Genomic DNA, 11,787 nt, shown 5'->3' with positions numbered 1-11,787 from the left:
GGTGCCGGCGCCGGCCGGGGGACGCCGCCGCGGGAGGGCGGTCGACGTCACGGTGGCCACGCGCCGATGCTACGGGGGCCCTACGGTCGCGGGGTGGGAGACGACGGCGCCGTGGACGAGGACCTGCCGACGACCGTCGAGGGGGCCGCCGCCCCGCCGACCTCGCCCGCCGCCCGGCGTGGCGTCGTCGTCGTCGCGGCCACGCCGATCGGCGACCCGACCGACGCCAGCGAGCGGCTGCGGCGCTGGCTCGGCGAGGCCGACGTGGTCGCCGCCGAGGACACCCGCCGGCTGCGGCGCCTCGTCGGGGCCCTCGGCGTCGAGGTCCGCGGCCGGGTCGTCGCCCACCACGAGCACAACGAGGGCGGCACCTCCGGCGGCGGGTCCGAGGCGCTGCTCGCCGAGGTCCGCGCCGGGCGCAGCGTCCTCGTCGTCACCGACGCGGGCATGCCCACGGTGTCCGACCCGGGGTACCGGCTGGTCGTCGCCGCCGTCGAGGCGGGGCTGCCGGTGAGCGTCGTGCCGGGACCGTCCGCGGTGCTCGCCGCGCTCGCGGTGTCGGGGCTGCCGACGGACCGGTTCGCCTTCGACGGGTTCCTGCCCCGCAAGCAGGGCGAGCGGGCCCGGGCGCTGGCGCTGCTGGCGACGGAGCCCAGGACCACGGTGCTCTTCGAGGCGCCCCACCGGCTGGCGGAGATGCTCGGCCACGCCGCCGAGGTGCTCGGCGAGGGGCGCCGGGTGGCGGTCTGCCGCGAGCTGACCAAGACCTACGAGGAGGTCCGGCGGGGGACGCTCGGCGAGCTCGCCGCCTGGGCGCGGGGCGCGACCGTGCTCGGGGAGATCACCGTGGTCCTCGAGGGCGCCCGGGCCAGCGCGCCGACGCCGGAGGACCTGGTCGCCGTGGTGACCGCGCGGGAGGCCGAGGGCGTGCGCACCAAGGAGGCCGTCGCCGCGGTGGCCGCCGAGCACGGCGTCCGCAAGAACGCGCTGTACGACGCCGTGCTGGCGGCCCGGCGCGGCTGAGCCCGTCCCGTCGCAACGGCACCCTCCGTCGAACGTGAGCCGCCACGACGGCACCCTCGGTCGGCTAGACCGGCGCAGGGTGCCGTTGTGACCGAACGGGCCCGGCCGCCCGCGGCGAGACACCCCTGACGCGGGGTCCCTGCGCGCCTACGCTGGGTCGATGGAGTTCCGGCGCATCACCGGCCTGCCGCCGTACGTCTTCACCATCATCGACGGGCTCAAGCAGCAGGCCCGGCGCGAGGGCCGCGACATCGTCGACCTCGGCTTCGGCAACCCGGACATCCCGAGCCCCGGCATCGCGGTCGACAAGCTCGCCGAGGCGGCCCGGAACTCCCGCAACCACCGCTACTCCTCCTCGCGCGGGCTGCCCAAGCTCCGCCAGGCCGTCGTCGCGCGCTACCGCGACCGGTTCGGCGTCGAGCTGGACCCGGAGACCCAGGTCATCAGCACGATCGGCGCCAAGGAGGGCTTCAGCCACCTGATGTGGGTGCTGCTGCAGGCCGGGGACGCCGCGCTCGTGCCGCAGCCCAGCTACCCGATCCACATCTGGGGCCCCTACCTGGCCGGCGCGGACGTCCGCCAGGTGTCGATGGGCCCGGACCTGGCCACGGCGGGCGCGGCCTACGTGGACAACGTCATGGCGCAGTGGGAGTACGGCTGGCCGCGGCCGCGCGTCGTCGTCCTGTCCTTCCCCCACAACCCCACGGGCGCGACCGTCGAGCTGGAGGACCTGCAGCGGCTCGTGGACTGGGCCCGCGGCAAGGACGTCGTCCTGGTCCACGACTTCGCCTACGCCGACGTCGCCTTCGACGGCTGGCGACCGCCGTCGATCCTGCAGTGCGAGGGGGCGCTCGACGTGGCCGTCGAGCTGTACTCGATGACCAAGTCGTTCTCGATGGCCGGCTGGCGGGTGGCGTTCATGCTCGGCCGCGCCGACGTCGTCGCGGCCCTGGGCAAGCTCAAGAGCTACCTGGACTACGGCACCTTCCAGCCGATCCAGATCGCGGCGACCGTGACGATGACCGAGGCCGCCGACTACCCGGACGAGGTGAGCGAGGTCTACCGCGGGCGCCGCGACGCCCTGGTCGACGGGCTGCACCGGATCGGCTGGGACGTGCCGCGCCCGCGCGGGTCGATGTTCGTCTGGGCGCCGATCCCGCCCGCCTACCGCGACGAGGGCTCCATCGCCTTCGCCACCCGGCTGGTGACCGACTGCGACGTCGCGACCTCGCCCGGGGTCGGGTTCGGCCCCGACGGCGACGGGTTCGTCCGCTTCTCGCTCATCGAGAACGAGCACCGGATCGGCCAGGGCGTCCGGGCCATCCGGCGCGGGCTGCCGCTCCTCACCGGGGGCTGACCCCCCGGGGGCTGACGGCTCACGGACCGGGCGGCCGTCCGGGGCACGGCTCGCCGACACCCATGACAGGCCGTCGCCGCGGGTGACACGCTGTCGCGATGGTCGCCCACGTCCCGTCGCCGCGGTCGAGGTGGCGCACCCGGCGGCCCGGCACGGCGGACCCGGTGCTGCGGGCGGTGCGGCTGCTCGTGCTCGTGCTGTGGCCGACCGTCTGGGTGTGGACCCTGCCCGGCCAGCACCGCCCGGGCTCCGGCGCGGTGACCGCGTGGGTGCTCGTCGTCCTCTACAGCGCCGCCGCGGTGCTGCTGCTGGGCTTCGGCTCCCGGGTGCGCCGCGTGCTCCCGGTCTGCCTGCCGCTGTTCACGCTGGCCGCGGTCGCGGGGGCCGCGACCGGGGAGCGCCGGGAGATGGCGCTGCTCGTGCCGCTGTTCCTTGGCGTGCTGTGCGTCGTGGCCGCCATGCAGCTGGGCCGCCGGGCGACCTGGGTGCAGGTCGGCGTCGCCTCGCTGGCCGCCCTGACGTGCGTGGCGTGGGCGAGCACGGACCCGGTCACGGTGGTCGTCACGTCGGTCGCCGTCGTCGCCGGGATCGTCGCCCCCGCCGCGGCGGTGCTGCGGCTGCGGGGGCAGCTGGCCGACGCGCACGCCCGCGAGCACCTGCTCGCCCGGACCGACCCGCTCACGGGCCTGCTCAACCGGCGGGGCCTGTTCGAGCGCGCGGCCGCGCTGCTGTCGGGGTCCCGCACGGTCGACGTCATCACCCTCGACCTCGACGGGTTCAAGCTTCTCAACGACACCCACGGCCACTCCGTCGGGGACGAGGCGCTGCGGGCGGTGGCAGCCGCCCTGGCCGGTCTCGGCGAGACCGGCGGGACGCTGGCGGGCGCCCTGGTCGCGCGGCTGGGCGGGGAGGAGTTCCTCGTGCTCGTCGCGGCCGGGCCGCGACCCCTGGAGGAGGTGGCCGAGGCCGTCCGGGGGGCCGCCGTGGTCCGCTCGGGGGCCGGCTGGAGGACCAGCGCCAGCGTCGGCGCGGTCCGGGGGACCATGACCGTGGCGACCGGCGAGGCCGAGGAGCGCCAGGGCTGGCTGCTGCGCCGCGTCGACGAGGCCGACGAGCTCATGTACCGGGCGAAACGCTCCGGCGGGGACCGGGTGCTGTCCGGCGTCGCCTGAGCCGGCGCACGAGCACCAGCAGCACGCCGGCCGCGGTGCCGGCGGCCAGGCCGAGCCCGTTGAGCGCGACGTCGGTGAGGTCGCACTCCCGGCCCAGCCACGGCAGCAGGTACTGCGTGAGCTCGACCGCCCACGGGAACCCGGCGCCGAGCACGAGCAGCGGCACCGCGGCCCGGGCACGCAGCAGCAGCGGGGCCAGCAGCCCGAGCGGGACCAGCAGCAGGAGGTTGGCGACCTCCTCGCCGCCCTGGCCCCACCAGCGGTAGGGCCGGACGTGGCTCACGCAGCCGCGGCCGCTGCCGAGCTCCAGCGGCAGCTGCGGGCCGAGCGTGAGGGCGAGCGGCCCCAGGCACGCCAGCACGAGCGCCGCGGCGGCCAGCCGGCGGGCGCCCATGGCCCGGCCGAGCGGCCCGGACGCGGCCCAGGCGACGAGCACGGCCACCAGCAGCGCGGGCACCACGGTCTCGTGGGTGAGGAGGAAGCGCTGCACCGGACGACCCTAGGCTGACGGCATGACCCACGTGCTCTCCGCGGTGGCCTGGCCGTACGCCAACGGCCCCCGCCACATCGGCCACGTCGCCGGCTTCGGCGTCCCGTCCGACGTCTTCAGCCGGTACATGCGGATGGCCGGGCACGACGTCCTCATGGTCTCCGGCACCGACGAGCACGGCACCCCGATCCTCGTCCAGGCCGAGAAGGAGGGCGTGAGCCCCCAGGACCTGGCGGACCGCTACAACCGGGTCATCGTCGAGGACCTCCAGGCGCTCGGGCTGTCGTACGACCTGTTCACGCGCACCTCGACGCGCAACCACCACCAGGTCGTCCAGACCCTGTTCCGGGCCGTCCACGCCAACGGCTACGTCGTCGCGCAGACCGCGCTGGGCGCGATCAGCCCCCGCACCGGGCGCACCCTGCCCGACCGCTACATCGAGGGCACCTGCCCGATCTGCGGGTACACCTCCGCGCGCGGGGACCAGTGCGACAACTGCGGCAACCAGCTCGACCCGGTCGACCTCGTCAGCCCCCGCAGCCGGATCGACGGTGAGGTGCCGGAGTTCGTCGAGACCGAGCACCTGTTCCTCGACCTGCCCGCGCTCGCCGACGCGCTCGGGCAGTGGCTCGCCGGGGTCGAGGAGTCCGGGGCCTGGCGGCCCAACGTGCTGGGCTTCAGCCGCAACCTGCTCGCCGACGTCCGGCCCCGGGCCATCACCCGCGACCTGGACTGGGGCATCCGGGTCCCGCTGCCCGGCTGGGAGGACAACCCGGCCAAGCGGATCTACGTCTGGTTCGACGCGGTGGTCGGCTACCTGTCGGCGTCGGTGGAGTGGGCCAGGCGCCAGGGCGACCCCGAGCGCTGGCGCGAGTGGTGGACCGACCCCGCGGCGCTGTCGTACTACTTCATGGGCAAGGACAACATCACCTTCCACAGCCAGATCTGGCCGGCGGAGCTGCTCGGCCACAACGGCGAGGGGTCGCGCGGCGGCGAGCAGGGCCCGTTCGGCCACCTCAACCTGCCCACCGAGGTCGTCTCCAGCGAGTTCCTCACCATGGAGGGCAAGCAGTTCAGCTCCAGCCGCGGTGTCGTCATCTACGTCCGCGACGTGCTCGAGCGCTACCAGCCGGACGCGCTGCGGTACTTCATCTGCGCCGCCGGGCCCGAGACGGCGGACGCCGACTTCACGTGGGCGGAGTTCGTCCGTCGCACCAACACCGAGCTGGTCGCCGGCTGGGGCAACCTCGTCAACCGCACCGCCGGCATGCTCGCCAAGAACCTCGGCGAGGTCCCGGCGGCCGGCGAGCTGCACCCCGTCGACACCACCCTGCTCGAGCGGACCGAGGCCGCCTTCGGCACGGTCGGGGAGCTGCTGCGCACCCACCGGCAGAAGCAGGCCCTCGCCGAGGCCATGCGCGTGGTCGGCGACGTCAACGCCTACATCTCCGAGACCGAGCCGTTCCGCCTCAAGAAGACCGACCCCGACCGGATGCGCACCGTGCTCCACGTGGCCGCCCAGTGCATCAGCGACTGCAACACGATGCTCAGCCCGTTCCTGCCGCACAGCGCGCAGGCGGTGCACGAGACGTTCGGTCGCACCGGGGTCCTCGCCCCGATGCCCGAGATCCGCGAGGTCGACGACCTCGACGGCGGCGCCCCCTACCCGGTGCTCACCGGGGACTACACCTCGATGCGGGGCACCTGGCACCGCGTGCCCGTCGTTCCGGGCACGCCGGTCCCGACGCCCACGCCGGTGTTCACCAAGCTCGACGACTCGGTGGTCGAGACCGAGCTGGCCCGGCTGCGCGGCGAGGCCGGGGCGTGACGCTGCGGCCCATCCGCGAGCGGTCGGGGACGACCGAGCAGGACGGGCGCCGGCGCGACCGCACCCCGCCGCCCGCCCCGGAGCCGCTGCCGCTGCCCGTCGTCGACGACCACACCCACCTGGACATCGGCGACGCCGAGGACCGCTCCGTCGACGACCTGCTCGCGCTCGCCGCCGCCTCCGGGGCGCCGCGCGCCGTGCAGATCGGGTGCGACCTGCCGGCGGCCCGGTGGACGCTGGAGCTGCTCGACGCCCAGCAGCCCGGCGAGGACGGCGTCCTGCCGCTGCTCGGCGGGGTCGCGCTGCACCCCAACGAGGCCGCGCGCCTGGACGCCGCCGGCCTCGACGCCGCGCTCGAGGAGATCGCGGCGATGCTCGACCACCCGCTGGTCCGGGTGGTGGGGGAGACCGGGCTGGACTTCTTCCGCACCCCGCCCGAGGGCCGCGCGGCCCAGGAGGAGTCGTTCCGCCGCCACGTCGACCTGGCGAAGCGGACCGGGCTCGCGCTGCAGGTCCACGACCGGGACGCCCACGACGACGTGCTCCGGGTCCTGCGCGAGGAGGGGGCGCCCGAGGTGACGGTGTTCCACTGCTTCTCCGGCGACGTGGCCATGGCCCGGGTCGCCGGCGAGCAGGGCTGGTACTGCTCGTTCGCCGGGGTGCTCACCTTCCGCAACGCCCAGGACCTGCGCGACGCCTGCGCGGTCGTGCCGCAGGAGCTGCTGCTCGTGGAGACCGACGCCCCGTTCCTCACCCCCCACCCGTACCGGGGCCGGCCCAACGCCTCGTACCTGCTGCCCCACACGGTGAGGGCGATGGCGGAGCTCCGCGGCGACGACCTCGAGCAGCTCTGCGACGCCCTGACCCGCAACGCCGAGCGCGCCTACGGCCCCTGGCAGGCCGCGCCGGCCGGCCGGCCGGCGGTCCCCGGGGGCCGCTAGAGCGCGCTCGCACCCGACCTTGAGCCGGTGTGCGATGTCTCACGTGTGAGCACCGCAGGTTCCGGGAAAGGTCACAGACCGGTTACGGTCGCGGCTGGTAGCCGGATCCGACCCCCCGGACGTCCCCACGTCCACCCCCCCGCGGCAGGACGCCTTGCGCGTGCGGTGTCGGTACCCGGACAGCTCTAGCAGGCGGTCTCCCTTGACGTTCTCCCCCCTCGCCCCCGTCGTGCGCGCCGTCGCGCGCCCCAGCCGGCTCGTCGCCGCCGCCCAGGCCGCGGTGCTCACCCTCCTCGTCGCCGGTGCCGCCGGCTGGACGGTGTTCGACCGGACCGTGACCCTCGAGGTCGACGGCCGGGCCCAGCAGGTCCGCATCCTCGGCAGCGAGGTCTCCGACGTCCTCGCCGCCGCCCAGCTCGACGTCGGCGGCCGCGACCTCGTGTCGCCCGCCCCGGGCGAGACCGTCGCCGACGGCGACACCGTCGTCGTCCGCTACGCACGCAAGCTCACCGTCGCCGACCCCGCCGGCGTCGAGACGGTCTACTGGACCACCGAGCTCACCGTCGACGAGGCGCTGTCCGCCGCCGGGCTGCGCACCGACGACGCCTGGCTGTCGTCCTCGCGCTCCGCGCGCATCGACCGCGACGGCCGCTCCGTCGTCCTCAGCATGCCCAAGGCCGTGACCCTCGTCGCCGACGGCCAGACCCGGGCCGTGACCACCCCGGCCCCGACCGTCCGCGACCTGCTCGCCGAGCTGTCGGTCGAGCTCGACGCCGACGACCGGCTCAGCACCTCCGCCGACGAGGTCCTCGCCGCCGGGCAGACCGTGACCGTCCAGCGCGTCTCCGTCGCCGACGTCGTCGAGGCCGTCGCCGTGCCGAACACCGCGACCACCGTCGAGGACCCCGAGATGTTCGTCGGCGACGACGAGGTCCGCGAGCCCGGTGCCCCCGGCGAGCAGTCCGTGACCTTCAGCGTCGTCACCGTCGACGGGGTCGAGGAGTCGCGCACCGAGACCGCCCGCACCACCGTCCGCGAGCCCGTCACGCGGGTCGTCGCGGAGGGCACCAAGGAGCGGCCGAAGCCGCCGCCGCCCGCACCCCGCCCGGCGGCCCCGGCCCCCGCGGCACCGGCCGCGCCCTCAGGCGGCTCCGCCCCGTCCGGCGGCTCGTCGTCCGGCGGGTCCTCCTCGCCGGCCCCGTCGGTCTCCGGCGACGTCGACTCCCTCAACTGGGCGGCGCTGGCCGCCTGCGAGTCCGGCGGGAACCCGACCATCGTGTCGAGCAACGGCCGGTACCACGGGCTGTACCAGTTCAGCACCAGCACCTGGCAGTCCGTCGGCGGCTCCGGCAACGCCAGCCAGGCGCCCGCCTCGGAGCAGACGGCGCGCGCCAAGGCGCTCTACGCCCGCAGCGGTGCCGGCCAGTGGCCGCACTGCGGCCCGCGGCTGTTCGGCTGAGGCCGGGCAGCTGACCCTCCCCGCGTCCGACGGCAGCGGCCCCGACCCCCTCGTGGGGCTCGGGGCCGCTGCCGTGCGCGCGCTCGCGACCCGGCACGGCGTGGCCCCCACCAAGAGCAAGGGCCAGAACTTCGTCACCGACGTCGGCACGGTGTCGCGCATCGTCCGGCTGGCGGGCGTGCAGCCGGGCGAGGTCGTGCTCGAGGTCGGCCCCGGGCTGGGGTCGCTCACCCTGCCGCTGCTGTCCGCCGGCGCCCAGGTCGTCGCCGTCGAGCTCGACGAGCGGCTCGCCGACGCGCTGCCCGGGACGGTGGCCGAGCACCTGCCCGCGGCGTCGGACCGGCTGCACCTGGTCCGCGGCGACGCCACCGGCATCGCCGGGCTCGACCTGCCGCTGGAGCCGACGGCCTTCGTCGCGAACCTGCCGTACAACGTCGCCGTGCCGCTGCTGCTGTCGGTGCTGCGCGACGTGCCCTCCGTCCGCCGGGGCGTCGTCATGGTGCAGTCGGAGGTGGCCGACCGGCTGTGCGCGCCGCCCGGCAGCCGCGTCTACGGCGTGCCGTCGGTCAAGCTCGCCTGGTACGCCGCCGCGCGCCGCGTGGGGTCGGTGGCGCCGACGGTGTTCTGGCCCGTGCCCCGCGTCGACTCCGGCCTCGTCGGCTTCGAGCGCCGCGAGCCGCCGGTCACCGAGGCCTCCCGCGAGGACGTCTTCGCCACCGTCGACGCCGCCTTCTCCCAGCGGCGCAAGACGCTGCGGCAGTCCCTCGCGGTCCGGGCCGGGTCGGCCGCCGCTGCGCAGGCCGCCTGCGAGGAGGCCGGCATCGACCCGACGGCGAGGGCCGAACGGCTGGGTGTGGCGGACTTCGCCGCGGTGGCGCAGGCGCTGGGGCGCGCGGTCAGGACCTAGGCCCTAGCCTCGGAGGCCATGGGTTCTCGATCCTCGGTCACCGTGCGGGCACCCGCCAAGATCAACCTGCAGCTGTCGGTCGGTGCCCCGGCCGAGGACGGCTACCACGACCTGGCCACGGTCTTCCAGGCCGTCGACCTCTACGACGAGGTCACCGCCACCCCCGCCCCGGGCGGGCAGTTCACCGTCGAGGTCACCGGCACCGACGCCGCGCGGGTCCCCGACGACGGCAGCAACCTCGCGGTCCGCGCCGCCCGCGCCCTGCTCCACGCCGTCGGCCCGGAGACCGCGCCCCGGCTCGGGGTCCACCTGCACGTGCGCAAGCGCATCCCCGTCGCCGGCGGCATGGCCGGCGGGTCCGCCGACGCCGCCGCGGCGCTCCTGGCCTGCGACACCCTGTGGGGGCTGGACCTGGACCGGGCCCAGCTGTCCGAGGTCGCCTCGCGGATCGGCAGCGACGTGCCGTTCTCGCTGCTCGGCGGCACGGCGGTCGGCATGGGCCGGGGCGAGCGCCTCACCCCGGCGCTGAGCCGGACCGGCTGGCACTGGGTGCTCCTGGTCGCCGACGGCGAGCTGTCCACGCCCGCGGTGTACGGCGAGCTCGACCGGCTGCGCGCCGGTCGAGTGCTCGTGGAGCCGCGGGTGTCCGAGCCCCTCATGCAGGCGCTGCGCTCCGGCGAGGCGTCCCGGCTCGGCCGGACCCTGCACAACGACCTGCAGCCGGCCGCGGTGTCGCTGCGCCCGGAGCTGGACATGCTGCTGGAGCACGTGGAGGCGGTGAGCCCGGCCGGGGTGCTCGTCTCCGGCTCCGGGCCCACCGTGGCGGTGCTCGCCGAGGACGAGCCGCACGCCGGCGAGCTCGCCGTGGCCCTGGCCGACGCTCCGGGCGTGAGCCGGGTGCTGCGCGCGTCCGGACCCGTGCCAGGCTGCAGGGTCGTCGACCCCGGGGTCCGCAGCGTCGGTCGCTGACCCGGGCCCCCCACCAGTCCGGAGCCGTCTGCACCGTGCCCAACCTCGTCAACGTCACCGGCGCCCACGTCGCGCTGCCCGACCGTGTCCTGCTCGACGACGTCTCGCTCGGCGTGGACGACGGCGACATGGTCGGCGTCGTCGGCCGCAACGGCGACGGCAAGTCCACCCTGCTCCGCGTCCTCGCCGGGACCGGGGACCTGCACGCCGGCCGGGTGGCCGTCCGCGGCGGCGTCCGCGTCGGCATGCTCGACCAGCGCGACCGGCCCACCGGCTCCACCGTCGCGGAGGTCGTCCTCGGCGACCGCGCGGCCGAGGCCCACACCTGGGCCGGCGACCCCAAGGTCCGCGACGTCGTCGGCGGGCTGCTCGGCGGGCCCGAGGCCGCGGGGGTGGGCGGCATGGACGCCCGCACCGACGAGCTGTCCGGCGGCCAGCTGCGCCGGGTCGCGCTCGCGGCGGTCCTCGTCGAGGACCCCGACGTGCTGCTGCTCGACGAGCCCACGAACCACCTCGACGTCGACGGGGTCGACTGGCTGGCCCGGCACCTGCGGGCGCGCGGGGCGACCGGGCGCGGCGCGCTCGTCGTCGTCACCCACGACCGGTGGTTCCTCGACGCGGTGTGCACGACCACGTGGGAGGTCCACGACGCCGTCGTCGACGCCTACGAGGGCGGGTACGCCGCGTGGGTGCTGGCACGGGTGGAGCGCGAGCGCGTCTCGCAGGTCACCGAGGAGCGCCGGCGCAACCTGGCCCGCAAGGAGCTGGCCTGGTTGCGGCGGGGCGCCCCCGCCCGGACGTCCAAGCCCAAGTTCCGCATCGACGCCGCCACCGAGCTCATCGCCGACGAGCCGCCGCCCCGTGACACCGTCGCGCTGCAGAAGCTCGCCGCGGTCCGGCTCGGCAAGGACGTCGTCGATGTCGAGGACGTCCGGGTCGAGCACCCCCGCGGCGGCGACGTCCCCCTGCTCCACGACGTCACGTGGCGCCTGGCCCCCGGCGAGCGGGTCGGCGTGGTCGGCGCCAACGGCGCGGGCAAGACGACCCTGATGCGCCTCCTCACCGGCGACCGGCAGCCCGACGCCGGCCGGGTGAAGCGGGGGACCACGGTCCGCCTGGCGATCCTCACCCAGGACCTCGCCGAGCTGCACGAGGTCGAGCACCTGCGGGCGGTCGAGGCGGTCGAGCACGTGGCCCGCACGGTCGTCGTCGCCGGCAAGGAGATGACCGCCTCGCAGCTGGTCGAGCAGCTCGGCTTCCCGCAGCAGCGGCAGTGGACGCTGGTGAAGGACCTGTCCGGCGGCGAGCGGCGGCGCCTGCAGCTGCTGCGGCTGCTGCTGTCCCAGCCGAACCTGCTCCTGCTCGACGAGCCGACGAACGACCTGGACACCGACTCCCTCGCCGCCATGGAGGACGTGCTCGACTCCTACGCCGGCACGCTGGTCGTCGTCAGCCACGACCGGTACCTGCTCGAGCGGCTCTGCGACACCCACGTCGGCCTGGTCGGCGACGGCACGGTCCGCGGCCTGCCGCGCGGCGTCGACGAGTACCTCGAGCGGCGCGCGGCCCTGCACGCCTCGGGTCACGCCGGGCTGCCCGGCGCCGGCGCCACCGGTGGGTCGGGTGCCGGCACGTCCGGCG

Annotated in this window: 10 protein-coding genes; 9 read left to right on the top strand and 1 reads right to left on the bottom strand. The window is 75.8% G+C overall.

What is annotated here, in order from left to right; genetic code table 11:
* The first annotated feature begins 93 nt into the window (after positions 1 to 93).
* The 3 genes from rsmI to WCS02_RS12020 all read left to right on the top strand — a co-directional run bounded on the left by rsmI (position 94) and on the right by WCS02_RS12020 (position 3,552).
* Positions 94 to 1,023: a 16S rRNA (cytidine(1402)-2'-O)-methyltransferase gene (gene rsmI, locus WCS02_RS12030; RefSeq protein ID WP_376983608.1), complete on the top strand. Its 930-nt coding sequence runs from the start codon at positions 94 to 96 to the stop codon at positions 1,021 to 1,023.
* A 160-nt stretch (positions 1,024 to 1,183) separates the two neighbouring features.
* Positions 1,184 to 2,380 carry an aminotransferase class I/II-fold pyridoxal phosphate-dependent enzyme gene (locus tag WCS02_RS12025; protein WP_340293425.1) on the top strand — a complete coding sequence of 399 codons (1,197 nt, stop codon included), beginning with the start codon at positions 1,184 to 1,186 and terminating at the stop codon, positions 2,378 to 2,380.
* Between the two features lie 98 nt (positions 2,381 to 2,478).
* On the top strand, positions 2,479 to 3,552 hold the full coding sequence (locus tag WCS02_RS12020) for a GGDEF domain-containing protein (protein ID WP_340293422.1): 1,074 nt from the start codon (positions 2,479 to 2,481) through the stop codon (positions 3,550 to 3,552).
* On the opposite strand, the gene WCS02_RS12015 is transcribed toward WCS02_RS12020, so the two are convergent.
* Positions 3,497 to 4,042, bottom strand: coding sequence for a VanZ family protein (locus tag WCS02_RS12015; RefSeq protein WP_340293420.1), 546 nt, complete (start codon positions 4,040 to 4,042; stop codon positions 3,497 to 3,499). The two genes, WCS02_RS12020 and WCS02_RS12015, sit on opposite strands and share 56 nt — an antisense overlap.
* Positions 4,043 to 4,064: 22 nt before the next feature.
* Between WCS02_RS12015 and metG the strand changes: the two genes are divergently transcribed.
* The 6 genes from metG to WCS02_RS11985 all read left to right on the top strand — a co-directional run.
* Positions 4,065 to 5,870, top strand: coding sequence for a methionine--tRNA ligase (metG, locus tag WCS02_RS12010; RefSeq protein WP_340293418.1), 1,806 nt, complete (start codon positions 4,065 to 4,067; stop codon positions 5,868 to 5,870).
* The gene (locus WCS02_RS12005) at positions 5,867 to 6,811 is read left to right on the top strand and encodes a TatD family hydrolase (RefSeq protein WP_340293415.1); all 945 of its coding nucleotides are present in this window, start codon (positions 5,867 to 5,869) and stop codon (positions 6,809 to 6,811) included. The genes metG and WCS02_RS12005 overlap by 4 nt, the downstream gene beginning before the upstream one ends.
* Positions 6,812 to 7,013: 202 nt before the next feature.
* Positions 7,014 to 8,270 carry a transglycosylase family protein gene (locus WCS02_RS12000; RefSeq protein ID WP_340293412.1) on the top strand — a complete coding sequence of 419 codons (1,257 nt, stop codon included), beginning with the start codon at positions 7,014 to 7,016 and terminating at the stop codon, positions 8,268 to 8,270.
* A 73-nt stretch (positions 8,271 to 8,343) separates the two neighbouring features.
* A complete protein-coding gene (rsmA, locus tag WCS02_RS11995; protein ID WP_340293410.1) occupies positions 8,344 to 9,177 on the top strand; it encodes a 16S rRNA (adenine(1518)-N(6)/adenine(1519)-N(6))-dimethyltransferase RsmA in 834 nt (277 codons plus the stop codon).
* Between the two features lie 18 nt (positions 9,178 to 9,195).
* Complete coding sequence (locus WCS02_RS11990; protein ID WP_340293408.1) at positions 9,196 to 10,146, top strand: 4-(cytidine 5'-diphospho)-2-C-methyl-D-erythritol kinase; 951 nt, start codon at positions 9,196 to 9,198, stop codon at positions 10,144 to 10,146.
* 35 nt (positions 10,147 to 10,181) lie between these two features.
* Positions 10,182 to 11,787, top strand: a 1,606-nt coding sequence (locus tag WCS02_RS11985; protein WP_340293406.1) for an ABC-F family ATP-binding cassette domain-containing protein, incomplete at its 3' end; no start/stop codon positions are given.

It is taken from the genome of Aquipuribacter hungaricus (genome assembly GCF_037860755.1).
In the GTDB taxonomy this organism is placed as follows: Bacteria; Actinomycetota; Actinomycetes; order Actinomycetales; family JBBAYJ01; genus Aquipuribacter; species Aquipuribacter hungaricus.
Note: the sequence above shows the minus strand (reverse complement) of the source record. Positions and strands in the feature narration are given on the sequence as shown.

What these genes read in the sequence shown, in the direction of transcription:
- WCS02_RS12025 (WP_340293425.1), top strand. Translation starts at nt 1,184, where the DNA reads ATGGAGTTCCGGCGCATCACCGGCCTGCCGCCGTACGTCTTCACCATC.
- WCS02_RS12020 (WP_340293422.1), top strand. Translation starts at nt 2,479, where the DNA reads ATGGTCGCCCACGTCCCGTCGCCGCGGTCGAGGTGGCGCACCCGGCGG.
- metG (WP_340293418.1), top strand. Translation starts at nt 4,065, where the DNA reads ATGACCCACGTGCTCTCCGCGGTGGCCTGGCCGTACGCCAACGGCCCC.
- WCS02_RS11990 (WP_340293408.1), top strand. Translation starts at nt 9,196, where the DNA reads ATGGGTTCTCGATCCTCGGTCACCGTGCGGGCACCCGCCAAGATCAAC.